The sequence below is a fragment of the Erwinia sp. Leaf53 genome (assembly GCF_001422605.1).
Taxonomy (GTDB): Bacteria; Pseudomonadota; Gammaproteobacteria; order Enterobacterales; family Enterobacteriaceae; genus Erwinia.
On record NZ_LMLK01000012.1, the window covers coordinates 271,224 to 297,076 of the forward strand.

Annotated in this window: 24 protein-coding genes; 19 read left to right on the forward strand and 5 right to left on the reverse strand. The window is 60.8% G+C overall.

The window, feature by feature from the left end:
- Positions 1-143: 143 nt before the first annotated feature.
- A complete protein-coding gene (locus ASF13_RS10020; RefSeq protein ID WP_056235580.1) occupies positions 144-644 on the reverse strand; it encodes a M48 family metallopeptidase in 501 nt (166 codons plus the stop codon).
- A 207-nt stretch (positions 645-851) separates the two neighbouring features.
- Between ASF13_RS10020 and ASF13_RS10025 the strand changes: the two genes are divergently transcribed.
- Both ASF13_RS10025 and rlmG read left to right on the forward strand, forming a co-directional pair.
- On the forward strand, positions 852-2,201 hold the full coding sequence (locus ASF13_RS10025; protein WP_056235583.1) for an MFS transporter: 1,350 nt from the start codon (positions 852-854) through the stop codon (positions 2,199-2,201).
- A gap of 211 nt (positions 2,202-2,412) precedes the next feature.
- Positions 2,413-3,540: a 23S rRNA (guanine(1835)-N(2))-methyltransferase RlmG gene (rlmG, locus tag ASF13_RS10030; protein ID WP_056235586.1), complete on the forward strand. Its 1,128-nt coding sequence runs from the start codon at positions 2,413-2,415 to the stop codon at positions 3,538-3,540.
- 105 nt (positions 3,541-3,645) lie between these two features.
- Here the strand turns inward: rlmG and ASF13_RS10035 are convergent, their stop codons facing one another.
- On the reverse strand, positions 3,646-4,362 hold the full coding sequence (locus ASF13_RS10035) for a polyphenol oxidase family protein (protein ID WP_056235588.1): 717 nt from the start codon (positions 4,360-4,362) through the stop codon (positions 3,646-3,648).
- A gap of 163 nt (positions 4,363-4,525) precedes the next feature.
- Between ASF13_RS10035 and ASF13_RS10040 the strand changes: the two genes are divergently transcribed.
- The gene (locus ASF13_RS10040) at positions 4,526-5,035 is read left to right on the forward strand and encodes a DUF1440 domain-containing protein (protein WP_056235591.1); all 510 of its coding nucleotides are present in this window, start codon (positions 4,526-4,528) and stop codon (positions 5,033-5,035) included.
- Positions 5,036-5,198: 163 nt separating this feature from the next.
- Here ASF13_RS10040 and ASF13_RS10045 read toward each other — a convergent pair whose 3' ends face one another.
- Complete coding sequence (locus ASF13_RS10045; RefSeq protein WP_056235592.1) at positions 5,199-7,208, reverse strand: NADPH-dependent 2,4-dienoyl-CoA reductase; 2,010 nt, start codon at positions 7,206-7,208, stop codon at positions 5,199-5,201.
- A gap of 239 nt (positions 7,209-7,447) precedes the next feature.
- Between ASF13_RS10045 and idnD the strand changes: the two genes are divergently transcribed.
- The 12 genes from idnD (at position 7,448) to ASF13_RS24910 (ending at position 20,161) form a co-directional block, all read left to right on the forward strand.
- Positions 7,448-8,479 carry an L-idonate 5-dehydrogenase gene (idnD, locus tag ASF13_RS10050; RefSeq protein WP_056235595.1) on the forward strand — a complete coding sequence of 344 codons (1,032 nt, stop codon included), beginning with the start codon at positions 7,448-7,450 and terminating at the stop codon, positions 8,477-8,479.
- Positions 8,480-8,488: 9 nt separating this feature from the next.
- Complete coding sequence (gene idnO / locus ASF13_RS10055; RefSeq protein ID WP_056235597.1) at positions 8,489-9,253, forward strand: gluconate 5-dehydrogenase; 765 nt, start codon at positions 8,489-8,491, stop codon at positions 9,251-9,253.
- A 123-nt stretch (positions 9,254-9,376) separates the two neighbouring features.
- Positions 9,377-10,696 carry a gluconate:H+ symporter gene (locus tag ASF13_RS10060; protein ID WP_056235601.1) on the forward strand — a complete coding sequence of 440 codons (1,320 nt, stop codon included), beginning with the start codon at positions 9,377-9,379 and terminating at the stop codon, positions 10,694-10,696.
- An 84-nt stretch (positions 10,697-10,780) separates the two neighbouring features.
- On the forward strand, positions 10,781-11,785 hold the full coding sequence (locus ASF13_RS10065; RefSeq protein WP_056235603.1) for a LacI family DNA-binding transcriptional regulator: 1,005 nt from the start codon (positions 10,781-10,783) through the stop codon (positions 11,783-11,785).
- A 482-nt stretch (positions 11,786-12,267) separates the two neighbouring features.
- The gene (locus tag ASF13_RS10070; RefSeq protein ID WP_162237190.1) at positions 12,268-12,420 is read left to right on the forward strand and encodes a Hok/Gef family protein; all 153 of its coding nucleotides are present in this window, start codon (positions 12,268-12,270) and stop codon (positions 12,418-12,420) included.
- A 113-nt stretch (positions 12,421-12,533) separates the two neighbouring features.
- Positions 12,534-13,580, forward strand: a complete 1,047-nt coding sequence (locus tag ASF13_RS10075) for a dipeptidase (protein ID WP_056235608.1) — start codon at positions 12,534-12,536, stop codon at positions 13,578-13,580.
- 181 nt (positions 13,581-13,761) lie between these two features.
- Positions 13,762-13,833 (forward strand): pyrroloquinoline quinone precursor peptide PqqA, encoded by a 72-nt coding sequence (gene pqqA / locus ASF13_RS23440; RefSeq protein ID WP_072166356.1) that lies wholly within the window; start codon positions 13,762-13,764, stop codon positions 13,831-13,833.
- Between the two features lie 80 nt (positions 13,834-13,913).
- Positions 13,914-14,825: a pyrroloquinoline quinone biosynthesis protein PqqB gene (gene pqqB, locus ASF13_RS10080; protein ID WP_056235612.1), complete on the forward strand. Its 912-nt coding sequence runs from the start codon at positions 13,914-13,916 to the stop codon at positions 14,823-14,825.
- Entirely contained in the window at positions 14,822-15,577 is a 756-nt protein-coding gene (pqqC, locus tag ASF13_RS10085; RefSeq protein WP_056235615.1) for a pyrroloquinoline-quinone synthase PqqC, read from the forward strand. Before pqqB ends, pqqC begins: the two co-directional genes overlap by 4 nt.
- Positions 15,574-15,855: a pyrroloquinoline quinone biosynthesis peptide chaperone PqqD gene (pqqD, locus tag ASF13_RS10090; protein WP_056235618.1), complete on the forward strand. Its 282-nt coding sequence runs from the start codon at positions 15,574-15,576 to the stop codon at positions 15,853-15,855. Before pqqC ends, pqqD begins: the two co-directional genes overlap by 4 nt.
- Positions 15,842-16,990 (forward strand): pyrroloquinoline quinone biosynthesis protein PqqE, encoded by a 1,149-nt coding sequence (pqqE, locus tag ASF13_RS10095; protein WP_101505459.1) that lies wholly within the window; start codon positions 15,842-15,844, stop codon positions 16,988-16,990. Before pqqD ends, pqqE begins: the two co-directional genes overlap by 14 nt.
- Before the next feature lie 3 nt (positions 16,991-16,993).
- Complete coding sequence (locus tag ASF13_RS24910; protein WP_056235624.1) at positions 16,994-20,161, forward strand: insulinase family protein; 3,168 nt, start codon at positions 16,994-16,996, stop codon at positions 20,159-20,161.
- A gap of 78 nt (positions 20,162-20,239) precedes the next feature.
- Here the strand turns inward: ASF13_RS24910 and ASF13_RS10105 are convergent, their stop codons facing one another.
- Positions 20,240-21,547 (reverse strand): MFS transporter, encoded by a 1,308-nt coding sequence (locus ASF13_RS10105; protein WP_056235626.1) that lies wholly within the window; start codon positions 21,545-21,547, stop codon positions 20,240-20,242.
- An 878-nt stretch (positions 21,548-22,425) separates the two neighbouring features.
- On the opposite strand from ASF13_RS10105, the gene ASF13_RS24285 reads away from it, so the two are divergent.
- Entirely contained in the window at positions 22,426-22,581 is a 156-nt protein-coding gene (locus tag ASF13_RS24285) for a Hok/Gef family protein (RefSeq protein WP_146005448.1), read from the forward strand.
- Positions 22,582-22,771: 190 nt separating this feature from the next.
- Here ASF13_RS24285 and ASF13_RS10110 read toward each other — a convergent pair whose 3' ends face one another.
- Positions 22,772-23,251, reverse strand: coding sequence for an Lrp/AsnC family transcriptional regulator (locus tag ASF13_RS10110; RefSeq protein ID WP_056235629.1), 480 nt, complete (start codon positions 23,249-23,251; stop codon positions 22,772-22,774).
- Between the two features lie 145 nt (positions 23,252-23,396).
- On the opposite strand from ASF13_RS10110, the gene rarD reads away from it, so the two are divergent.
- From rarD to ASF13_RS10125, 3 genes are all read left to right on the forward strand, one after another.
- Complete coding sequence (gene rarD / locus ASF13_RS10115) at positions 23,397-24,299, forward strand: EamA family transporter RarD (RefSeq protein WP_056235632.1); 903 nt, start codon at positions 23,397-23,399, stop codon at positions 24,297-24,299.
- 293 nt (positions 24,300-24,592) lie between these two features.
- A complete protein-coding gene (locus ASF13_RS10120; protein WP_056235635.1) occupies positions 24,593-25,327 on the forward strand; it encodes an AzlC family ABC transporter permease in 735 nt (244 codons plus the stop codon).
- Positions 25,324-25,617, forward strand: coding sequence for an AzlD family protein (locus tag ASF13_RS10125; RefSeq protein WP_056235637.1), 294 nt, complete (start codon positions 25,324-25,326; stop codon positions 25,615-25,617). Before ASF13_RS10120 ends, ASF13_RS10125 begins: the two co-directional genes overlap by 4 nt.
- Positions 25,618-25,853: the final 236 nt, after the last annotated feature.

A 25,853-nucleotide genomic window follows, 5' to 3' on the forward strand; every position in this document is an offset into this window, starting at 1 on the left:
AACTGATGGTTATTCGGCGGTGAGACGTTGCGCCGCCGGATGGCCGGATGCGTGCAGCGGCGTCGCGTCCGTCATCGCAGGTTGGCGGCGGGCGGCGGGCGGCTGTGCTGTGGTCGCGCCTGCCGGGCACAGCGCCCGTTTCGTTACTCTTTCTCAGCCCGCTCCCGCCAGTTCAGCCACAGGCGCATATCAAACTCCAGCTGGTGGTAGTCCGGCTCCATATGGCAGCACAGCTGGTAAAACGCCTTGTTGTGATCCTTCTCCTTCAGGTGCGCCAGCTCGTGCACCACGATCATACGCAGAAAATCCTCCGGCCCGTTGCGGAACAGCGTGGCGATGCGGATTTCATTGTTGCTCTTCAACTTACCGCCCTGCACGCGGGAGACAAAGGTATTGGTGCCCAGCGTGCCCTTTACCGGATTCTGCCTGTTATCAAACAGCACCTTCGACAGCGCCGGGGCGTTTTTCAGATAGCGCTGCTTAAAGTCGCTGACGTACTGATACAGCGCCTTATCGGTCTGCACGCCGTGGCCGTGCGGATAGCGTTTCTCCATCCACAGTCCCATTTTGCCCTGGTCGAACAGCGTCTGTGCCTGGGCGACGATCGCCGGGGGATAACCGTTGAGATAGCGTAGCGGGGTCATAGTTCTCTGAATCTTTTGCCGGAAACGTGCGCGGCGGGCGCGCTGTACGCCGCTATTGTGCGGGCGTACCGGCACATTGGCAACGGCTAACTGGCGGGCGGGAATGCGTACCGGCGCACAGAAAACCGCCGTTCAACCCTAAAGTGTTTCTCTCCCGGCCCATTTAAATGCATCATGCGCCCGCAGAATTTAATGAGGAAGGTCGTGATGTCAGTTTCACTGGAAGTGCCGGCAGCCCCGCAGGCGGTGCCGGACAAAGCCGGTATTCGCCGGGTGGTGGTCTCAAGCTGGATTGGGAATACCATCGAATTCTATGATTTCCTGCTGTATGGCCTGGCGAGCGCGCTGGTGTTCAGCAAGGTGTTTTTCCCCAACGTCAGCCCGCTGGCGGCGATGCTGGCGTCGTTCGCCACCTTCGGCGTCGGCTTCGTGGCGCGGCCGCTGGGCGGCATCTTCTTCGGCCATATGGGCGACACGCTGGGGCGCAAGCGCACCCTGCTGATCACCCTTGGCGGCATGGGCGCGGCCACGTTCCTGATAGGCCTTCTGCCTTCGTATGACAGCATCGGCATCTGGGCACCGATCCTGCTGGTGCTGCTGCGCTTTGTGCAGGGCTTCCTGGTCGGCGGCGAGTGGGGCGGTGCGATGCTGATGGTGGTGGAGAGCGCCCCGGCCAACCGGCGCGGCGTGCTCGGTGCCATTCCGCAGACCGGCGGCTTCTCCGGCCAGCTGCTGGCTACCGGCGCGTTTGCGCTGGTCTCGCAGCTGCCGGAAGACCAGCTGTTAAGCTGGGGCTGGCGGCTGCCGTTTATGCTCAGCGTGGCGCTGGTCGGCGTCGGCCTGTATATGCGCCGCCGCGTTGACGAAACCCCGGTATTCCGCGCGGTGCAGGCGCAAAAGCAGCAGCAGTCGCGGTCGCAGCCGGAGAAACGCGAAAGCCCGGTGGTGACCGTAGTACGCGAACGCTGGCGCACCATCCTGCTGATTATGACCCTGCGCTTTGCCGAAAGCGTGCCGTTTTTCGTCGCCACGGTGTTTGCCGTCTCCTACGCCACCAGCCAGCTGGGGGTGGAGAAGCAGACCATGCTTAACGTGATTATGGCCACCTGCCTGCTGGCGTTTCCGATGCACGCGCTGTTTGGCGCGTTGTCCGATAAGGTCGGCCGCCGCCCGGTGTATCTGTTTGGCGCGCTGATGGCCGCCGCGATGGCGTTCCCGTTCTTCTGGCTGCTGGAGAGCGGCTCCTTTGCGCTGATGGTGCTCGGCTACATCCTGCTGATTAACATCGCTCACAACGCGATTAACGCGGTGCAGCCGGCCTTCTTCACCGAGCTGTTCGGGCCGAAGGTGCGCTACAGCGGGGCGTCGATCGGCGCGCAGCTGGGGGCGATCGTCGCCGGCGGCTTTACGCCGTTTGTGGCGAAGGGGCTGACCGCGCTGGATCATAACGACTGGACGCTGGTGGCCGGCTATATGGTGGCCGGTGCGCTGGTAGCGGCGTATGCGGTGTGGCGCGCGCCGGAAACCTCAAAGCGTGATATGACGCTGGATCGCTGATTGCCTGCTACGACGGAGCGACCTTAATGGCGCTCCGTCATTCACTTCTCCGGCTCCCGCCCGGCATCCCGGCCCTCTGAAATCGTCAGCACGCGCGCGTTCAATGATGGCGCCCACACTGCACAACTTAACGGTTCCGCTAAGAAAAACGTTTACTGCGCCGCCGTTTTAGGGGATAACTCGCGGGAATTTTTATCCAGCAGGAGATCCCATGAGCCAACTCGAACTGAGCAACCGCACGCTAACGCTGCATCGTTTTCCCCAAATGCGCGAAGAGAGCCCGTTGCAGGCCTGGGATGCCGCCGACGAATATCTGCTGAAGCAGCTGGAAGAGACGCCGCACGCCGGCACCACGCTGATCTTTAACGACACCTTCGGCGCGCTGGGCTGCGCGCTGGCGGGTGAGGGCGTTTACAGCATCAGCGACTCCTGGCTGAACCAGCAGGCGACGCGGCAGAACCTGGCGCTGAACGGCATCGACGAGTGCGACGTGCAGCTGCTGGACAGCCTGGCACCGTTGCCGGCCGCGCCGTCGCGGGTGGTGCTGAAAGTGCCAAAAACCCTCGCCCTGCTGGAGCAGCAACTGCGCGCGCTGCGTGAAGTGGTGACGCCGGAAACCCGCATTATCGCCGGCGGTAAGGCGAAAGATATCCACACCTCCACCCTGCAGCTGTTCGAAAAGGTGCTGGGCACCACCACTACTTCGCTGGCGTGGAAAAAGGCGCGGCTGATCTACACCACCTTTACCGCGCCCGGGCTGGCCGCCGGAAAAGAGACCCACGTCTGGCCGCTGGACGGCACCGACTACCAGATCCACAACCACGCCAACGTGTTTGCCCGCAGCGGTCTCGATATCGGCGCGCGCTTCTTTATGCAGCACCTGCCGCACGATATTGAGGGCGAGATCGTCGATCTCGGCTGCGGCAACGGCGTGATTGGCCTGACGGCGCTGCAGCAGAACCCGCTGGCAACGGTGCATTTTATCGATGAGTCCTATATGGCCGTCGCCTCCAGCCGACTCAACGTGGAGCTGAACCGCCCGGACGATCTGGCGCGCAGCGAGTTTCGCGTTAACAACGTGCTGGCCGGCTACCCGTCCGATCGCCTGCACGCGGTGCTGTGCAACCCGCCGTTCCACCAGCAGAACGCGGTGACCGACCATATCGCCTGGCAGATGTTCCGCGACGCGCGCCGCTGCCTGCAGGACGGCGGCGAGCTGCGCATCGTCGGCAACCGCCACCTCGACTACTACCACAAAATGAAGAAGCTGTTCGGCAACTGCACCACCGTCGAAACCAACCAGAAGTTCGTGATTCTGCGCTCGGTGAAGATGCCGTAACCGGCAGGTGGAGGGGGTTGGATCCTCTGCCTGGTTACGACGCCACTGGCAGCGTGAGTACAGGTTGTGGTTTTCTGCGGGCCAGCCGTGCCATAACGGGGCGTTTTACCCTCTGTGTTGTATCCATGAGAAACGCAGCTGGTAGCCGCCCTGAGTATGACTGTTGCGGCGGTAACTGGCCTCTTCTTCAGCCATGCAGTAAGTGCAGATGCCCGTCAGCTCTATCTGCTGCTCCGGCACCCCGGCGCGCAGCGCGATGCGTTTCGCCAGCAGCGGCAAATCAAACCACACGCCACCCGTGGTGCCCTGCGCCTGTGGCCGCACCGCGGCCGGGTTAACCGGTTGCTGCGTGCCGTAGCTCATCAGCGCGGCCAGCTGCTGCGGGTCGTCCTGCTCTGCGCGCGCAATCAGATCGCCACCCAGCTCATAGCAGCACGGGCCAATCGCCGGACCCACGGCGATAAACAGGCTCTGCGGCGTGGCGCCCCGCGCACAGAGCGCGTCAATGGCGTTGCTCAGTACGCCGCCCAGTATCCCCTTCAGCCCGCCGTGTACCGCCGCCACCTGGCGCTGCCGGGTATCCGCCAGCAGAATCGGCAGGCAGTCGGCGGTATACACCGCCACCGGACGATCGCAGCCTGCGATCACGCCGTCCGCCTCCACGCTTTTGACCGGCAGCGCCTCACGGCTCTCCACTACCCGCGCGCTGTGGCGCTGCTGGTTGTAGATCGTCCCCTCCGGCGGGCGTTCCCCGGCGGGAAGGAAAGCATGATCGAGCCAGTCCAGGCGCGAGAGCAGGGCAGAGTGACGGCGGGATGACATGGCGACTCCTCGTTAAATGGGCAAAACGTTATCCTGCCAGCAAGGATAATCGTTTAACGTGTTAACCGCGTGGCTTTTTGGTTACTCGCCATCTATGCACAAAACTAAGGTCATGATTTCACTACACTGCGCCAGCGATACTAACCGTCAAAGGAAAGACACCATGAGTAACACGCTGTTCAGCCGCTCTAAAAGAAGTGACCGCCATTTCACGCCCGCCTTAATCGCCGGTTTTTTCGGCGGCAACATCGCCAGCTTTGTCAAGTGGGGCACGGAAAATCCGCTGCCTCCGCGTACCCCCGGCCGGGCAATTCCACCGGCGGAAATGCTGGACGATCTGGGTTTTAACAGCGGCGGAATGATTTATCGCTGGTCTGAACATATGGTGAACTGGGGTGTAGCCGGGGTGCACCATCTGTTCTCAATCTTCTTCGCCATGCTCTACTGCTGGCTGGTGGAGATCTTTCCGGCGGTGAAGCTTTGGCAGGGGGTGGCTTTTGCGCTGCTGGTGACCGTGGGTTTTCACGGCGTAATGCTGCCGCTGTTCGGCTGGGCGCCGCCGCTGTGGCAGCTGCCCGCCGATGAGCTCATCTCGGAAACCCTCGGGCATATTCTGTGGATGTGGACGATTGAGGTGTTCCGCCGCGATCTGCGCCGGCGGATGGTTGGATAAGCTGATTTTCATGATTCAGCACGGACTAACAGAGTGAGTTTGTGCGTTCCGAAAAGGAGAGCGGCTCTACCCTGAGCGCTCTCTTTTTTGTTGCCCGTGAAGCAGGGGATCTCCCCGCTGTTATCTTCTTTCAGGTCTGTAAAGCCGTTGCCTGTCCGGCTTGCTAAATGCCCAGCGCCAGCGCGGTCCCCTGCCCAATCGCCCGCCGGGCATCCAGCTCCTGCGCCACGTCGGCTCCGCCGATAATATGAAACAGTGAACCCTGCGCCTGCAGCGCCGCCGCCAGCGCGCGGTTTGGCTCCTGCCCGGCGCAGACAATCACGTTATCCACCGCCAGCACCTCCGCAACGCCGTCGCGCAGGATATGCAGCCCGTCGTCGTCAATACGCTGGTATTCCACGCCGCCCCACATCTGCACGCCGTGCTTCTGCAGGCTGGCGCGGTGGATCCAGCCGGTGGTTTTACCCAGCCCCGCGCCCGGTTTGCCCGCCTTACGCTGCAGCAGCCACAGCTGACGCGCCGGGTGCGGATGTACCGGGCGCGCCAGCCCACCCGGCTGCTGCAGGCTACGATCGATACCCCATTCGGCGCAGAAGGCCTCCACGCTCTGCGGTGCGTCCGCAGCGGGCTGTACCAGATACTCTGCGACGTCAAAGCCGATGCCGCCCGCGCCGATAATTGCCACGCGCTGGCCGACCGCGGCCTTATCGCGGATCACCTGCAGATAGCTCAGAACGGAAGGGTGCCCGATGCCCGGGATATCGGGGGTACGCGGCACGATGCCGGTTGCCAGCACCACCTCATCAAACCCGGCCAGATCGGCCGCCGTTGCCTGCGTACTCAGCCGCAGCGCCACGTTATGCAGTTCCAGCTGGCGGCGGTAGTAGCGCAGCGTTTCGCTGAACTCCTCTTTGCCCGGGATCTGCCTGGCAATATTGAACTGCCCGCCGATCTCCGGCCGGGCGTCAAACAGCGTTACCCGGTGGCCGCGCGCGGCGGCGTTTACGGCAAACGCCAGCCCGGCCGGCCCGGCCCCCACCACCGCCAGCGTTTTTGGGCGTGCCGCCGGCGCAACCGGCATGTCGGTTTCATGGCAGGCGCGCGGGTTGACCAGGCAGGAGGTGATCTTACCGACAAAAATCTGATCGAGGCAGGCCTGGTTACAGCCAATGCAGGTGTTGATCTCATCGCTGCGCCCCTGCTGTGCCTTCAGCACAAACTCCGCATCGGCCAGGAACGGCCGCGCCATCGACACCATATCCGCGCAGCCGTCATCCAGTACCGCCTGCGCCACCGCCGGGTGGTTAATGCGGTTGGTGGTAATCAGCGGGATGCTGACGTGCTGTTTCAGGGTTTTGGTGACCCAGGTAAACGCCGCGCGCGGCACCGAGGTGGCGATGGTGGGGATCCGCGCCTCGTGCCAGCCGATACCGGTATTGATCAGCGTGGCACCCGCCTGTTCCACCGCTTTTGCCAGCGTCACGATCTGCTCAAGGCTGCTGCCCTGTTCCACCAGATCGAGCATCGACAGGCGGAAGATAATAATAAACTCTTCCCCGACCGCGGCGCGGATAGCGGTGAGGATTTCCAGCGCGAAGCGGCGGCGGCGTGCGTCGTCACCGCCCCACGCATCGTTGCGTTGGTTGGTGTGCACCACCAGGAACTGATTAATCAGATAGCCTTCCGAGGCCATAATTTCCACGCCGTCGTAACCGGCCTGCTGTGCCAGCCTGGCGCAGCGCGCGTAGCTGGCGATCAGCGCAACAATCTCGTCGTGGCTCAGCTCCCGCGGGGTAAACGGGTTGATCGGTGCCTGAACGGCAGAAGGGGCCACCAGCTCAGGCTGGAAGCTGTAGCGCCCGGCGTGCAGGATCTGCAGGGCGATTTTTCCGCCAGCCTGATGCACCGCTTCAGTGACCGGGCGGTGGTGCGCCAGCTGTGACTCATCGTTTAACACCGCGCCGCCGCTGCGGGTAGCGCCTTCCGGCGAGGGGGCAATGCCGCCGGTGACGATCAGCGCCACGCCTGCGCGGGCGCGTTCGGCGTAGAAGGCCGCCAGTCGCTTGGCTCCGGCGGGGTGCTCTTCCAGCCCGGTGTGCATTGAGCCCATCAGAAAACGGTTTTTCAGCCGGGTAAAACCCAGATCCAGCGGGGAGAACAGGGAGTCGCTCATCGTCTTATCCTGAGTGGTCGGATGAGTTCACTGTAGCGGGCAAATGCCCGCGAAGAAAGTAGCGTTATTGCCTTTGTGATGAATGCCACTGAAACGGCGGCTGGCAAAGCCCGGACTGCTTCACGTTATGCGTAACATAAGTTAAGTAACATGAATTTTAGTGATCTGATTCACAGTTTCAACTGTTAAACCCCGGTCTGATAGGCGCCTGAATCTGAAACGTCTTTTTGAGGTACATCATGAGCACAACCACGCAGTCCTGTCTGATCAACGGCAAAGAGCAGGTTGAGGTAAAAAGCCAGCCGGTTGACTATCAGGGCGAGGGCACGCTGGTGCGCATTACGCGTGGCGGCATCTGCGGTTCCGATCTGCACTATTACCAGCACGGCAAAGTCGGCAACTTTGCGGTAAAGATGCCGATGATCCTCGGCCATGAGGTGATTGGGCACGTGGTGAAAAGTGACAACCCGGCGCTGAAAGAGAACCAGAAAGTGGCGGTTAACCCGTCGAAACCCTGCGGCCACTGCAAATACTGCGAAGCGCAGGAAGAGAATCAGTGCACCACCATGCGTTTCTTCGGCAGCGCGATGTACTTCCCGCACGTGGACGGCGGCTTCACCCAGTACAAAGTGGTCGACAGCGCGCAGTGCATCCCGTTTGCCAACGATGCCGATGACAAAGTGATGGTGTTTGCCGAACCGCTGGCGGTATGCATTCATGCGGCGAACCAGGGCGGCGATCTGCAGGGTAAAAAAGTATTTATCTCCGGCGTTGGCCCGATCGGCTGCCTGATCGCCGCGGCGGCGAAGGCCAAAGGCGCGGCGGAAGTGGTCTGCGCGGACGTCAGCGAGCGTTCGCTGGCGATGGCCACCGCGATGGGCGCAACCAAAACTATCCACGCTGCCGAAGGTGATTTCACGCCGTACCTGGCGGAGAAGGGTTACTTCGACGTGTCGTTTGAGGCCTCCGGCCATCCGTCCTCGCTGACCCGCTGCCTGGAAGTAACCCGTGCCAAAGGCACGCTGGTGCAGGTGGGGATGGGCGGCGACGTGCCGGGCTTCCCGATCATGATGCTGATCGCCAAAGAGATCAAACTGGTCGGCTCGTTCCGCTTTACCACCGAGTTCAACACCGCGGTGGAGTGGCTGGGTAACGGCACCGTTAACCCGCTGCCGCTGTTCAGCGGTGAATACGATTTTAACGACATTGACGCTGCGCTGCTGTTTGCCGGTGATAAACAAAAAGCCGCCAAAGTGCAGCTGACTTTTTAAGGGAACCCTATGACCACGCTTTTTTCACTCGCTAACAAACGTGTGCTGATCACCGGCTCCGGCCGTGGCATCGGCTTTCTGATGGCGAAAGGGCTGGCGGAAGCCGGTGCGGAAGTGATCATCAACGCCACCACCCAGCAGGGCGCTGATAAAGCGGCTGCGGCGCTGCGCGAACAGGGTTTTAAGGCGCATGCGGTGGCGTTTGACGTCACCAAATCTGCCGAAGTGAACGCCGCCGTTGAGCGCATTGAGCACGAAGTCGGGCCGATCGACGTGCTGGTGAATAACGCCGGTATCCAGCGCCGCCGTCCGTTCCTTGAATTCCCGGAGCAGGACTGGAACGACGTGATTGCCGTAAACCAGACCGCCGTATTCCTGGTTTCCCAGGCCGTTGCCCGCCAGATGGTCACCCGTAAGCAGGGCAAAATCATCAATATCGGCTCAATGCAGAGCGAGCTGGGGCGTGACACCATTACGCCTTACGCGGCCTCAAAAGGCGCGGTCACCATGCTGACGCGCGGCATGTGCGTGGAGCTGGCGCGCCACAATATTCAGGTTAACGGCATCGCGCCAGGTTACTTCAAAACCGAGATGACCCAGGCGCTGGCGGATGACGAAGCCTTCACCAGCTGGCTGTGCAAGCGCACCCCGGCGGCCCGCTGGGGCAACCCGGAAGAGCTGATCGGCGCGGCGGTGTTCCTCGCCTCGAAAGCCTCTGACTTCGTTAACGGCCACCTGCTGTTCGTTGACGGCGGCATGCGCGTCGCGGTCTGATTATCGCTTTTTTTTACCCGGGCCAGGGCCGTTCGCCTGGCCCGGTTTGTTGTGTTTACACCAGAAAGTTCTTAACCACTTATACTTGCTTCTTACTACCTCTATGTTGAAAGGAAATGCTGTATGCCCATTACAATAATAGCGATTGGGGTAATCCTGCTGCTGGTGCTGATGATCGTCTTCAAGGTCAACGGCTTTATCGCGCTGATTTTTGTCTCTGCCGTGGTCGGCGTCGCCGAAGGGATGACGCCGCTGCAGGTGGTGGCCTCGATTCAGAAGGGGGTTGGCGGCACGCTCGGCAGCCTGGCGATGATCCTCGGCTTCGGTGCCATGCTCGGTAAGCTGGTTTCCGACACCGGCGCCGCGCAGCGCGTGGCCACTACGCTGATTGACGCCTTCGGTAAAAAGCGCGTGCAGTGGGCGCTGATGGTCACCGGCCTGATCGTCGGCCTGGCGATGTTCTATGAAATCGGCTTTGTGCTGCTGCTGCCGCTGGTGTTTACCGTGGTCGCTGCTTCCGGTATGCCGCTGCTCTATGTCGGCGTGCCGATGGTGGCCGCGCTGTCGGTCACCCACTGCTTCCTGCCGCCGCACCCGGGCCCGACCGCGATTGCCACCATCTTTGGTGCCAACCTCGGCACCACCCTGCTGTACGGTATGATCATCACCATCCCGACGGTGATCGTCGCCGGCCCGATCTTCTCTAAATTCCTGAAGAACTTTGAGAAGTCACCGCCGGAAGGGCTGTATAACCCGAAAATCTTTAAAGACCACGAAATGCCGGGCTTCTGGACCAGCATCTTCGCCGCGGTCATCCCGGTGATCCTGATGGCGGTGGCGGCGGTATTTGAGCTGACCACGCCGAAAGAGAACGTGCTGCGTCAGTTCTTTGAGTTCGTCGGGAACCCGGCGGTGGCGCTGTTTATCTCGGTAGTGATCGCGGTGTTCACCCTCGGCCTGCGTAACGGCCGTAAGATGGAAGAGGTGATGGAGATGTGCGGTTCGTCGATCGCCTCCATCGCCATGATCGTGTTTATCATCGCCGGCGGCGGTGCCTTTAAGCAGGTGCTGGTGGACAGCGGCGTGGGCGACTACATCGCTAACATGATGAAGGGCTCATCGCTCTCTCCGCTGCTGATGTGCTGGACGGTAGCGGCGATGCTGCGTATCGCGCTGGGCTCGGCCACCGTTGCGGCAATCACCACCGCCGGTATCGTCACGCCAATTATCGCCATCACCCACGCCGACCCGGCGCTGATGGTGCTGGCGGTGGGCTCCGGCAGCGTGATCGCCTCTCACGTTAACGATCCGGGCTTCTGGCTGTTTAAGGGCTACTTCAACCTGAGCGTGGTGGAAACCCTGAAAACGTGGACGGTGATGGAAACGCTGATCTCGTTCCTCGGCCTGGCAGGCGTATTGATTCTGAACGCCATTATTCATTAATCTTAACCGGCCGGGTGCGCCCGGCCAGTACCGACTTCCAAAGGTCAGGCTTGCCTGGCCTTTTTTGCATTGAAACGGACGCCTATGAGATCGCACCGCATATCGTTACAGGACATCGCCACGCTGGCGGGCGTAACCAAAATGACGGTGAGCCGCTATCTGCGCACGCCGGAGCGCGTCTCGCCGGAAACCGGCGCGAAAATCGCCGAAATCATTGAAGAGATCAACTACATCCCCAACCGCGCACCTGAGATGCTGCTCAGCTCTAAGAGCTATACGCTGGGCGTGCTGATCCCGTCGTTTAAAAACCAGATCTTTGCCGACCTGCTGAGCGGCATCGAAGCGGCGACCAAAGAGGGGCGCTACCAGACGCTGATCGCCAACTACAACTACGACAGGCAGGCGGAAGAGGAGCAGATCATCAACCTGCTCTCCTACAGCATTGACGGCATTCTGCTCAGCGAAAAAGATCACACGGTACGCGCGGTCAAATACCTGCGCGCCGCGAAAATCCCCATCGTTGAGGTGATGGATACCGAGGGCGGCTGCCTGGATATGGAAGTCGGTTTTAACAACTTCAGCGCCGGCTACGATATGACGCGCACGCTGCTCGATCGCGGGCGGCGGCGTATCGTCTACTTTGGCTCGCAGGATGACCGCCGCGACGAGTCGCGCTACCGCGGCTACTGCCAGGCGATGAGCGAGCGCGGCGGCGAGGCGCGGCGGGTCAACCCTAAAGCGATCTCATCGCAGAAATTAGGCGCGACCATGCTGGCCAGCGCGCTGGCGCGTTACCCGGATCTGGACGCGATATTCTGCACCAATGACGATCTGGCGCTGGGGGCGCTGCTGCACTGTCAGCGCAACCGCATTGACGTGCCGGGGCGCATTGCGATTAGCGGCTTCCACGGGCTGGATATCAGCCGCGAAATGTACCCGACCCTCGCCAGCGTGATCACCCCGCGCTACGCCATTGGCTACACCGCCGCCGAGCTGCTGCTGAAAAGAATTAACGACAGCGAGTTCAGCGCCGGATCGGTGGATCTCAGCTATCAGATCTTTATGGGGGAGACGATTTCGGGCGGCTAACCGGGGAGTACTTTGCGCGACGGGTGCTCAGGATCTTTTGGTTCTGAGTATTACCAGGGCCGAAAGAGAAAGAGCCCCACCGGAATAGTCATTAACCACTGGTGAGGCCACTCTCATGCCCAACAACATGAAGGTAGCCTTTTACCTGCCGCGAGGCAACGGCTGGCGGCACGTAATCACCCTAAACAGGTGATTTACTGGATTTTATTGTGACTTCTGTTCCAGAAAATAAATCAATATTTCATTCGTTTGCAATGATTTAGGAATAAGTGCGTCAAAAAAATGGATTGCATGGCGGGTAAAGAAGAAGGGAGTACACTGCGCGACGGGTGCTCAGGATCTTTTGGTTCTGAGTATTGCCAGGGCCGAAAGAGAAAGAGCCCCACCGGAATAGTCATTAACTACTGGTGAGGCCACTCTCATGCCCAAGAAACATGAAGGTAGCCTTTTACCTGCCGCGAGGCAAGGATAAGGAGGCCATGATGGCACAAAAGATGCTCGTTTTTGGGGTGATTGCACTCTTAATCGCACTGTTGGTGTTGATTGAGATCCCACGCGGTTCGTTGTGTGAACTGCAAATCAGCCAGGGCAGTTTACGGATTGTCGCCAGAATGGCCTGCGAGTCTGCAGGGTAAGGCAATCTGCGGCGGGAGCAATCCCGCCGGTTGCTGAAGGCAGGATCTGTGAGCACCCTTTTTTATACAATGCGTTATGCTAATACGTCTGTTTCCCCGAAGGATATTCCGCCATGTACGCCCCGCAACTTACGCCGGTGTTTGACGGCCACAACGATCTGCTGCTGCAGCTGTGGCTTAAACACCCGGAAAACCCCGCGCAGGCGTTTCTCAGCCAGCGCCTGAGCGGCCATCTCGATCTGGCCCGCATGCGTCAGGGCGGTTTTGCCGGCGGCCTGTTTGCGGTGTTTGTGCCGCCTTCTGACTATGTGGCGAAGTTCCACGGCCGCGATGCCGCCAGCGAAGCGCGGAGCCATAATCCACTGCTGATTACCCAACAGCAAATCGCCATCCTGCAGCAGATTGAAGCGCAGTCCGCCGGGCAGGCGAAAATCTGCCGCAGCGTCGGTGAAATTGAGCAGTGTATCGCGCAGGGCTTGCTGGCAATGGTGCTGCACATTGAAGGGGCAGAGGCGCTGGATGCCGATCTCAGCCAGCTGGAGGGCTGGGTGGCGGCCGGGCTGCGCAGCATCGGGCCGTTCTGGAACCTGCCCAACTGCTTTGGCAGCGGCGTTAACGGCAGCTTCCCCGGCTCGCCGGATACCGGCGATGGTCTGACGGAGGCAGGGAAGCGACTGATCCGCGCCTGCAACCGGCACCGGCTGCTGATCGACCTGTCGCATATGAATGAGAAGGCTTTCTGGCAGACCGCTGAACTCAGCGATGCGCCGCTGGTGGCCACCCACTCTAACGTGCACGCGCTCTGCCCGCAGCCGCGCAACCTGACCGACGCACAGCTGGCGGCGATAGCGCAGAGCGACGGGCTGGTCGGGCTGAACTTCGGCACCGCCTTTCTGCGCCGCGACGGCCAGCGCGGCGCGGATATGCCGCTCAGCGTGATGGTGCAGCATCTTGATTACCTGCTGGAAAAGCTGGGCGAGGAGCGGGTGGCGTTCGGCTCCGACTTTGACGGCATTACCGTGGCGGAAGAGCTGGGCGATGTGACCGGCCTGCCGCGTCTGCTGGCGGCGCTGCGCGCGGCGGGTTACGGTGAAACGCTGATCGACAGTCTGACACGCGGCAACTGGCTGCGGGTGCTGAAAAAAATCTGGCGGCAATAACTCCTGTATTTTGAACCAAATAGTACATTGGTAGTGAAACCTTACACTATTCAGGGTTGATATCGTTTTAGCACAGGCGCAACATCTTAGCCGCCAAAAATCGTAAATCTGGTAACATGCGCGTGTTGCCAACGTTGGCAACGTTCGTTGTTGTTGTTTTGCCAAGCTTAAGGAGCTGACTATGTGGACTAAACCAACCTTTATTGATATGCGTCTGGGCTTAGAAGTAACCCTGTATATCTCTAACCGTTAATCCCTGCAGCCTGCGCGCCCACATCGTTCCGGCCTGCCGGGCGGGCGCGCAGGTTTTTTCGTTTTCTTACCGGTCTCCCCATGAAAATCAAAGTACTCGGCTCTGCGGCCGGCGGTGGTTTCCCGCAGTGGAACTGCAACTGCCGTAACTGCCAGGGCGTGCGTGACGGCAGCATTCCCGCCACCCCGCGCACCCAGTCCTCGATCGCGGTCAGCGACAACGGCACCGACTGGGTGTTGTGTAACGCCTCGCCGGATATCAGCCAGCAGATTGCCGCCAACCCGGAGCTGAACCGGCACGGTGTGCTGCGCGGTACCGCAATTGGCTCGATTATTCTCACCGACAGCCAGATTGACCACTGCACCGGCCTGCTCAATCTGCGCGAAGGCTGCCCGCACCACGTCTGGTGCACGCCGGAAGTACACGGCGACCTGACCAGCGGCTTCCCGATCTTTACCATGCTGTCGCACTGGAACGGCGGGTTGATCCACCATCCGATCGCGCCGGCCGAGCCGTTTTCCGTCGCCGTTTGTCCGGCGCTGCAGTTCACCGCCATCCCGATCCTCAGCAACGCGCCGCCGTACTCGCCGTATCGCGGGCGTCCGCTGCCCGGCCACAATATTGCGCTGATGATCGAAAACCGCGACAGCGGCGCTAAGCTGTTATACGCCCCGGGGCTGGGCGAACCGGATGCCGCACTGCTCGCGCTGATGGCCAGCGCCGACTGCCTGCTGATCGACGGCACGCTGTGGCAGGATAACGAGCTGGCGAACACCGGCGTCGGCCGCAATACCGGCCGTGATATGGGCCATCTGGCGCTGGGCGAAGAGCAGGGGCTGATGGGCGTACTGAGCCAGCTGCCGGTGAAACGCAAAATTCTGATCCATATTAATAACACCAACCCGATCCTTGATGAGTCATCGGCCGAGCGCGCAGCGCTGACCCGCCGGGGCATTGAGGTCAGCTACGACGGCATGAGTATTGAACTATGACCCAACCCGCACTGATGACGCCTGAGCAGTTCGAGCAGGCGCTGCGCGCCCGCGGCGCGTACTACCATATTCATCACCCGTACCATATCGCCATGCATAACGGCGAGGCGACCCGTGAACAGATCCAGGGCTGGGTAGCGAACCGCTTCTACTACCAGACCAGGATCCCGCTGAAAGATGCGGCGATCATGGCCAACTGCCCGGATGCGCTGACGCGCCGCAAGTGGGTGCAGCGCATCCTCGATCACGACGGCCATGAAGAGAGCGACGGCGGCATTGAAGCCTGGCTGCGGCTGGGCGAAGCGGTGGGGCTGGAGCGTGACGTGCTGCTCTCCGAGCGGATGGTGCTGCCCGGCGTGCGCTTTGCGGTGGATGCCTATGTCAACTTTGCCCGCCGTGCGGTGTGGCAGGAAGCGGCCTGCAGCTCGCTGACCGAGCTGTTTGCTCCGGAGATCCACCAGTCGCGCCTCGACAGCTGGCCGCAGCACTACGGCTGGATCGAAGAGGAGGGCTACGGCTACTTCCGCGGCCGCCTGAGCCAGGCGCGGCGCGACGTGGAGCACGGGCTGCAGCTGGCGCTGGAGTACTGCAACACGGTGGAAAAACAGCAGCGCATGCTGGAGATCCTGCAGTTCAAGCTGGACATCCTGTGGAGCATGCTGGACGCGATGACCATGGCCTACTCCCTGAACCGTGCGCCTTATCATACCGTTACCGACCAGCCGGTCTGGCATAAAGGAAAACTGCTGTGAGCAACCCGCAAACTATCCCGACGTTCCGCCGCGGCTACCGCCTGCAGTGGGAAGAGGTACAGAACTGCCATGTGATCCTCTACCCGGAAGGCATGGCGAAACTCAACGAGAGCGCGGCGATGATCCTCGAACTGGTCGACGGCAAACGCAGCCTGGCAGAGATTATTCAGGCGCTGAACACCCGTTTTCCGGAGGCGGGCGGCGTCGATGATGACGTGACCGATTTCTTCGCGGCGGCGCGTGAGCAGAAGTGGATTATTTTACGTGAAGCAGACTGATACCGGCGTAAAGCCGCCGCTGTGGCTGCTGGCCGAGCTGACCTATCGCTGCCCGCTGCAGTGCCCGTACTGCTCTAACCCGCTGGACTTCGCGCAGCAGGAAAAAGAGCTGACCACCGCCCAGTGGATCGAGGTGTTTAAACAGGCGCGGGCGATGGGCGCGGTGCAGATCGGCTTCTCCGGCGGTGAACCACTGGTGCGTAAGGATCTGCCTGAGCTGATCCGCGCCGCCCGCGATCTCGGCTTCTATACCAACCTGATCACCTCCGGCATCGGCCTGACGCAGAAGAAGATCGACGCCTTTGCCGAAGCCGGGCTGGATCATATTCAGATCAGCTTCCAGGCCAGTGACGAAACGCTGAACGCCGCGCTGGCAGGATCAAAGAAAGCCTTCCAGCAGAAGCTGGAGATGGCGAAAGCGGTAAAGGCGCACGGCTACCCGATGGTGCTTAACTTTGTGCTGCACCGCCACAATATCGATCAGATCGACCGGATTATTGAGCTGTGCATCGAGCTGGAAGCAGATGACGTTGAGCTGGCCACCTGCCAGTTTTACGGCTGGGCGCAGCTTAACCGCGAAGGGCTGCTGCCGACCCGCGACCAGCTGGAGCGCGCCGAAGCGGTGGTGCACCGCTACCGCGAGAAGATGGCGGCCAGCGACAACCTGGCCAACCTGCTGTTTGTGACGCCGGACTACTACGAAGAACGGCCGAAAGGCTGCATGGGCGGCTGGGGGGCAATCTTCCTCAGCGTCACGCCGGAAGGCACCGCGCTGCCGTGCCACAGCGCCCGCCAGCTGCCGGTGCAGTTCCCGTCGGTACTGGAGCAGAGTCTGGACGACATCTGGTTTAACTCGTTCGGCTTTAACCGCTATCGCGGCTTTGACTGGATGCCGGAGCCGTGCCGCTCCTGTTCAGAAAAAGAGAAGGATTTCGGCGGCTGCCGCTGCCAGGCCTTTATGCTGACCGGCAACGCCGATAACGCCGACCCGGTATGCAGCAAATCAGAGCATCACGGTAAAATTCTGGCGGCGCGCGAGCAGGCCAACTGCACCAACGTGCAGATTAACCAGCTGCAGTTCCGCAACCGGGCTAACTCTGAGCGGGTTAACTCGCAGCTGATCTTCAAGGTCTGACCGGTGGTGACGCAGCAGCGGCAGCTGGATAACGGATTGCGGATCGTGGTGATTCATGATCCGCAGGCGACCCGCGCTGCTGCGCTGCTGCGGGTGGACGCAGGCAGCCTGCATGAACCCGCTGAGTGGCCCGGGTTGGCCCATCTGCTGGAACACGTGCTGTTTGCCGGTAGCCAGAACTTCCGGTGCGACGAAAGGCTGATGGCGTGGCTGCCCGCCCGGGGTGGGAGGCTCAACGCCACCACCCGTGAAGCTGACACCGCTTTCTTCTTTGAGTGCGCGGCTTCGCTGCTGCCTGACGCGCTGCTGCGTATGAGCGATATGCTGGCCGTTCCCCTGCTTGAGCAGCAGGCCATCGCGCAGGAGGTGGCGACCATCGATGCCGAATGCCGCCTTCTGGCCGACCGCGCCGAAACCTTATGCGACGCTGCGCTGACTGCCGCCTTTGAAACGCACCCGTGGCAGCGCTTTCGCGTTGGCGATCGCGACCATTTTGGTGAAGATGCGGCCGTATTGCAGCAGGCGCTGCGGCAGTTCCACCGGGATCACTACAGGGCGGAGAACTGCACCCTGTGGCTACAGGGACCGCAGCCGCCGGATGAGTTATGGCAGCTGGCGCAGGATGCGGCCCGGCTGTTTTCTGCAAACGATATGCCGCCGGACGATCGGCCGCTTTCAGTACCCGGTGATGCGCTGCAAGGCGAACGCTTGCTTTCAGTACCTGGTGACGGGCTGCACGGCGATCGCTTGCTTTCAGCACCCGGTAATGTGCTCAACAGTCATTGGTTGCATTCAGTACCCGGTGATGCGCTGCACGGCGATCGTTTGCTTTCAGCACCTGACGAATCGCAGTGCAGCGAACCGCGTTTTTCAGCCGCTGGCGTTGCCGGGATATCGCCACTGCCCGGACTGCGGCTCAGCAGGCAGCGGCGTCTTACGCTACGGCTGCCTGCCGGCGAATGCCTGCGCTTCGCATTTCTTGTTGATGGGCGGTTTGCAGAGGAAATGACCCTGCTGCGCCAACTGCTGCTGGATGAGGCGGAAGGCGGCCTGATGGCCGCGCTGCGAGAAGAGGGGCTGGCTGACGGCGTGCGGCTGCTGCTGCCTTATCAGAGCCCGCAGCAGCAGCTGGTGTGCTTTGAATTCATCGGCGGCGAGCGCCAGGATGGCGTAAAGCTGGCAGCGCGTCTGCACCACTGGCTGGGGCAGCTGGCGCTGCTGAGTGAAACGCAGCGGGCGCATTACGCCGGGCTTGCCTTACGCCAGTTCAGCCGGCAGGCACCGCTGGAGCAGCTGCGTGACCGGGCGCTGGCCTTCCCGCTGCCCGGGCACTCCATCGGGAGTACGCTGGCCTTCCCGCCGCCCGGGCACTCCATCGGGAGTACGCTGGCCTTCCCGTCACCCGGGCATTCCACCGGGAGTTCGCTGGCCTTCCCGCCGCCCGGGCATTCCACCGGAAGTACGCTGGCCTTCGCACTGCGCGAGTGTGAAACCGATCGCTGGCTGGCGCTGCTGGGGCAGTTTTCACCGCAGGGGATGATTAGCCTTATCGTCACCGATCGTGCGGTGGATGCGCGGCAGACGCAGCAGGGTTTCCTGCTGGCACTGGCGATAGAATCGGAAAAGCCTGCAGAGTTAGCAGAGTTAGCAGAGTTAGCAGAGTTAGCAGAGTTAGCAGAGTTGGCAGAGTCCGCAGAATCCGCAGAATCCGCAGATAACGCCGCCCCCGGTCGGCTGCGTTTCTTCCCACAGGCGCAACGGTCAACGCCAATCGTCTTACCGGATAACGCGGTGGCGTTGCCGCATCATGGGCTGCACCCTCCCAACGACACAGAAGCTGCCGTATTGCTGTTATCCCCCATCCTCCCGCTACCCGCGCCATGGGGTGATATCCTGCTGACCGCGCTGCGTCCGCTGGCGGGAAGCCTGGCGCATCAGGGTGGAGAACTGCTGTTCAGCAACCAGCAGGGGCTGTGGCTGCTGCAGCTGTCCGCCCCGGCGGCGTTAATGCAGACGGCGCTGGCGGCAATCAACGCCCGGCTGAATAATCTGCCTGCGGCGGCGCTGGGCGCCGGGCAACGTGAGGCGCAGCGTCGCAGGGGGAGGGATCGTGGGGACATTGCGGTCAGGGCACTGCTGGCGGAGTTTCCTGCACTGCTGCAGGAGAGCGCAGGCTCCCTGAGCGACGACGTTTTTCCCGGCGGAGTGTGGCAGGCAGCGCTTTACGGCGGCAGCGAGGCGCTGCACGCCGATCTGGCCCGACTGCTGACGGCATTCCCTGCAGCGGTTAATCCGCCCTTACAGGTTCCTGACGCGCCTGCTGCTGCGGTGAACCTGTCTTCACAGGTTCCTGACGCGTCTGCTGCTGCGGTGAACCTGTCTTCACAGGTTCCTGACGCGTCTGCTGCTGCGGTGAACCTGTCTTCACAGGTTCCTGATGCGCCTGCTGCTAAAAGGAAGCTGATCTCGCCAGGATCGGCGGGGATTTCAGGGGCAGTCAGCGCTGACTCAGCGGTGCTGTTGAAGCTTCCTGGTGAGCCAGAACCCTCAACGTCGGCTACGGATGAAATTGATGCTGCAAGGGTGCAGGCAACAATGCCGTTTTATCGCGGAGTTCATCGCTCAGTCACCACCGACAGCCGGGAGCATGCGCTGCTGCTGTTCTGCCCGCTGGTGGAGCAGAGCACCGAGTGCCTGGCGGCCTGGCAACTGCTGGCCGCCTGCTATGCGCAGCCGTTCTTCCAGCAGCTGCGGGTGGAACAGAACATCGGCTATGCGGTCAGCTGCCGCTTTTATCAGGCGGCGGGGCGTTGCGGCGTGCTGTTTATTCTGCAGTCGCCGCGGGTGTTGGTCGATGAGCTGGCGGGGCGGATTGAGGCTTTCCTGCAGGGTATGACGCCACAGCTGGCGGCCCTGACGCCACAGAGCCTTGCCGCGCGCAGCGCCAGCCTGCTGGGCGAACTTGCAGAGCAACCGGCGGGTGCCATGGCGCAGTCGCTGAAGCACTGGCTGCAGCAGCGCTACGGCCAGGATGACCTGTCAGCGGCGCATTTCAGTCGGATCACGCCGCCGCAGCTGCTGGCCTGGCACCGGCAGTTGATCGCCGAACGGGCTGGCTGGTGGTGGGTGAATAACGCCACGCAGGATCGGTTCGTCGCAGGTGAATCCTGAACGATGGGTAGCGCGCAGTCACCAGCGGGCGATCGGCGGTTCACCCGCTTTACCGGTAGCGCAGTCACCAGCGGACGGTCAGCGGTTAACCAGCTTAGCCGGTAGCGCAATCACCAGCAGGCAGCTGAGCAGCAGGCAGGCGGCGAAGAACCACAGCGCGCCGCTGCTGCTGCCGGTCAGATCCAGCGCCAGCCCCATAATTGAGTTACTCACCAGCCCGGCAATATTCGCCAGCGAACAGGCCAGCGCAAAACCGGCCGCCGCCGCGGTGCCCTGCAGGAAGGTGGCGGGCAGGCTGAAAAACACCGGTACCGCACCGATCACCATCGCCTGAGCAACGGCGAACAGCAGTACCGTCACCGCCACACTGCCGCTGAAGAAGGTACTGGCCGCCAGCGCCGTCGCCGCAACGATAAACGGCACGATAATATGCCAGCGCCGCTCGCGCAGCCGGTCAGAGCTGTAACCGATCAGCAGCATGGCCAACACCGCTGCCAGGCCGGGAATAGCGGTCAGCCAGCCGATCAGGCCGATATCGCTGACGCCGGCGTTTTTAATCAGCGTGGGTAACCAGAAACCAATCGCATAGGCGCTGAGCAGAATGGAAAAGTCGATGCCGCCCAGCATCAGCACGCGGATATTTAGCAGGCCATCGCGCAGGCGTGATTTACTGCCGGTCGCCTGCTGCTGGTCGGCGGCAAGTTCCTGGGTAATCTGCCGTTTCTCCTCACCGTTCAGCCACTTTGCCTGCATCACGCCATCGGGCAGCAGCCACAGCGTCATCACGCCCAGCACCACGCTCGGCAGGCCCTCCAGCAGAAACATCCACTGCCAGCCGCGCAGGCCGTGCAGCCGATCGAAGTGGGTCATGATCCAGCCGGACAGCGGCCCGCCGATCAGGCTCGACAGCGGCAGGCCAAGCATAAACAGCGCGATAATCCGCCCGCGCCGCCACGACGGATACCAGCGGGTCAGGTAGAACAGCACACCCGGCAGGAAACCGGCTTCCGCCACGCCAAGTAAAAAACGCACCCAGTAGAACTGCGTCGGCGTCTGCACCAGCAGCGTCGCCGCCGAGAGCAGGCCCCAGCTGATCATAATGCGGGCGATCCACACACGGGCACCGACCCGCTGCAGGATCAGATTGCTCGGCACTTCAAACAGGATATAGCCGACAAAAAACAGCCCGGCTCCGAGGCCAAACGCGGCGTCGCTGAGCTGCAGATCGCTGGACATCTGCAGCCGCGCCAGCCCGACGTTGATGCGGTCAAGGTAGGCCGCCAGATAGCACAGGCATAAAAACGGGATCAGTCGCCAGGTGATCCTGCGGTAGAGAGCTGCCATATCTACTGTTGCAGTAGCGGGCTGCGCGTGCGCGTCGGTCATCGTCTTCTCCGGGTGAGGCGTGTTCAGTGTTGTTATTGTTGGCCGGGATAATACGCGAAAAAATGGACAGATGTTGAGTGTGAATTGGGCCGAAAAGGGAGGTTAAAAACAAGGTTATTAAGTAAATTTCAATAATTACATGGAGTTGTATGATTAAAATGTTTGCAGCATTTGTTTTATATATTAAACATGCGCTGAGGTGCTGAGGTGCTGAGGTGCTGAGGTGCTGAGGTGCTGAGGTGCTGAGGTGCTGAGGTGCTGAGGTGCTGAGGTGCTGAGGTGCTGAGGTGCTGAGGTGCTGAGGTGCAGAGGTGCAGAGGTGCAGAGGTGCTGGAGCTTATCGCGCTGGGGGCAAGAGGGCTGATACCTGTATGAACATCAACGATTAATTTTATTGTGAGAGAAGTAAATTATTTTTTATAATTAATATTACACGTAAAGCGATGATGTAAAAGATTACTCTTTATTTCATAAGTAAAGAGTGTTATTTGCTTAGTATATTTTTATGTTATGCAGACGACTATGTGTATTTGAATTAATATTTAGGGTTGTTATTGGCTGGGGTTATAACGCAATCCTGTTAATGGTTTTTTTAAAAGGCAGTGATATTATCTTTGAAGTTATCATTTTCTTTCATTTTTTTTGCGATGTATATTATAAAATTGAAAGATAAAATAGCCAGGAGGTTTTATTTTATTCACACTGGAAGGTTTACGCGTAGACTCTCTGGCGGGTGCTCTGGATCTTTCTGTCCTGAGCATGTTGCAGGTCAGAAATGTGAAAGCCCCGAATTAATTTTCATTAACCCGGGGCTAACCTGCTAGCCTCAACAACTACAGGTTAGTTCTCTGCTGGCCGAAAGGCAAGGAGTAAGAACGATGAAACCGCATGAAACGGATACTATCAGTCTGGTCGCGATCTGCGTGATGATTATTATCATCACCATGATTGCAAAAAATGCCCGCTGCGGCGTGTCATTCAGTCAGAACAGTATCCGGGTTGTTGCCGAAATGGCTTACGAATCCATTCGGTAAAACAACCTGTCGGCGGGGCTTCGGCTCCGCCTGTCAGTTGCTGAAGCTGCGATCTGTGAGCACCCTTTTCAGTTTATTCTGTTTAAATCCATGGCCGTCAGGGCAGGGCTAATTAATAAAATCGCTAAGCTGGCGGGTTTTACTACGTCATCTTCTGCCAGCTCGTTCAGTTATCCGCTATTAACGGAAGTCAGGCGGGTCTCTTTAAAGGCACCTGCAGCGTGGCTTTAATCCGCTCCAGCACTACCGTGGTTCTGAACCATTTGACGTTGCTGTTATCGTGGAACAGCCGCTGCGCCAGCTGCTGGAATTCGGTCATGGTGGCCACCGTGATCACCAGCATAAAGTCCGCATCGCCGGTGACGTAATAGCACTGCTGCACCTCCGGGATGGCAAACTGCTGCTTCAGCGCTGCCAGATCGTCTGCATGGGTGCGATCGACGTGCACTTCAACGATCAGCGTGATCGCCTGGCCGACCTTATCCGGATCCAGCACCGCCGTGCTGGCCAGAATAAATCCCGCCTTCTTCAGCCGCTGAATGCGCCGCTGCACCGATGCCGTAGAGAGATGCACTTTTTCTGCCAGCTCGCGCAGCGGCAGGCTGTTGTCCTGTTGCAGCAGCGCCAGCAGGGCCAGGTCGAAGCTATCCGGGGCGGGGTTTTTATTCATTGCGGGAAAATTTCTCATTTTGAGTACGTATTTTGCGCCCAATTATCGGCCTGAATGCAATAAATTGCCATGCCCGTAGCATGCGGGTAAGCGGCCTGGTCGTGGCCAGGCTGAACAACAGGACACGGACAGGAGTAACGGCATTATGGCGCAGACCGGTGGGTTAAACAGTTCAGGCGGCGTGCTGCTGAACGTGATGGGGTCGGCGCTGTTCGCGCTGCTGTATGCCTGGACGCACCTGCTCGCCCCGCTAAACGGCGACGCCATCTACGGCTGGCGGATGCTGCTGACCGTGCCGTGCATGGCGCTGTTTGTGCTGGCCAGCGGGCGCTGGCACGAGGTGCGGCTGATTACCCGCCTTGCGTGCCGTTCCCTGCGCTATCTGGCGCAACGCCTGCTCTCGGCGCTGCTGCTCGGTGCCCAGCTGTGGCTGTTTATGTGGGCTCCAATCAACGGTTACGGCCTTGACGTTTCGCTCGGCTATTTTCTGCTGCCGATCAGCATGGTGATCATCGGCCGTCTGGCCTTTAAAGACCGCATCAGCCGTCTTCAGCTGCTGGCCTGCGTGCTGGCGGTGATCGGCATTGCCTGCCAGCTGGCGGTGGCGCGTACGCTCTCATGGCCAGCGCTGGTGGTCTGTCTTGGCTATCCCGGGTATTTCTGGCTGCGGCGCGTTACCGATACCAACACGCTGGGGGCGACCTGGATCGATATGGCTTTCAGCCTGCCGGTCAGCCTGCTGTTTGTGCTGCACAGCGCGGCGTCCACCGAGTGGACGGCCGCTCTGCCGTGGTTGATTGCCGGTCTGGGGACGATCAGCGCCGCGGCGCTGGTGTTGCAGGCGCTGTCGGCACCGCGTCTCAACCTGTCGCTTTTTGGCCTGCTGATCTACGTGGAACCGGTGCTGCTGGTGGTCGTGTCGCTGCTGCTTGGGGAGAGCATTCCCGCAGCCCAGTGGCCAACCTATATCGCTATCTGGCTGGCGGTACTGGCGCTGGTGGCGGAAGGCGCGGTGACCCTAAAGCGGAAATCCGCCTTCCAAAGATAACTGTCGGGCTGGGCGAGGCACCAGGTGCCCGCCCGCCCACCGTCATAAGCTGGCGGAATGTATCCTGTGCGGTTCTGGAAGAAGGTGATCAAAAGGATGACTGGCCCAAGCGTGAAGAAAAAGTCAGGCTCTTTAGCACAAGGTATTTCGATGGGCGTATACCAGCGCAATTATCTTTTGCTTTTACTGCACTATGCGCATTTTTATTCCTGCTTACGCGCGCTTTTTGTCAACAATCGCAACCCGATTCTAAGAGGATCCTCTTATAATAGCGGGCCTTAACGGAGGCCCCGATGTCGATTTCAGAGTCCTGTAGTAGCCGAACGGCCGGATTATCCGCCGAAATCTCTCGCGGCGCGATCGCCGCCCTGCCGGTAATGCTCGGCGTGCTGCCTTTTGGTCTGCTGCTCGGTGCGCAGGCGGCGCAGAAAGGCCTTTCCGTGGCCAGCCTCGGGCTGATGACCGGCCTGAACTTTGCCGGCGGCTCGGAGTTTGCGGCGCTGGCGCTGTGGACTTCGCCGCCGCAGGTGCTGACCATCGTGCTGGTCAGCCTGCTGGTTAACAGCCGCCATCTGGTGATGGGGGCGTCGCTGGCGCCGTACCTCAGCCATCTGCCCGCCCGTAAAGTTCTGCCCGCGCTGTTCTTTATGTGTGATGAGAGCTGGGCGATCAGCATGGCCGACAGCGCGCGCCGCAGAGCCGCCGGTATTGGGCCGGCCTTCAGCGGCGGCTTTTACGCCGGGCTGGCGGGGGCGCTGTGGCTGGTGTGGATCACCTCCACCACCGCGGGTGTGATCGTCGGCCCGGCGCTGGGGGATATCAGCCGCTGGGGCTTTGATATGGCCTTCCCGGCGGTGTTCTTTGTGCTGCTGCGCGGAATGTGGAAGGGGATGCGGGCGGCGCTGCCGTGGCTGGTCAGCCTGGTGGCGGCAGCCACCACCTACCACTACGTGCCCGGCGCGGCCTATGTGCCGGTGGGGGCAATCAGTGGGCTGGCCGCGATTCTGCTGTTCGGGAAGAAGTCATGATTTCGCTGACCACCCTGACCATTGTGCTGATGGCGCTGACCACCTATCTGACCCGCGTCGCCGGCTATCTGCTGCTGCGGCGGCGCACGCTGGGGCCGCGCACCCGCGCGGTGATGGATGCCGCGCCCGGCTGCGTGCTGATTACCGTTATCGCGCCGCACTTTGTCACCACTAACCCGGCCGACCTGCTGGCGCTGGCCGTGTCACTGCTGGCCGCGATGCGCTTCTCGCTGCTGCCGGTGGTGGCGATCAGCGTGGCCGCCACCGCCGTGCTGCGCGCGCTGCTGTAAGCCGCTTCGCGCCGTACTGCCTGCGCTGTAGTCGCTCACTTCACCGCCGTACGGTGTGCGCGACTGTAACCCGCTTCGCCACCGTACTGCCTGCGCTGTAGTCGCTCACTTAACCGCCGTACGGTGTGCGCGACTGTAGTCCGCTTCGCCACCGTACTGCCGGGCTGCCAGCCCACTGCGGATTTGCAGCCGTTGACCCGGTCAGCGATGGCCGGTGACGGGCCGCCGGGCGCGGC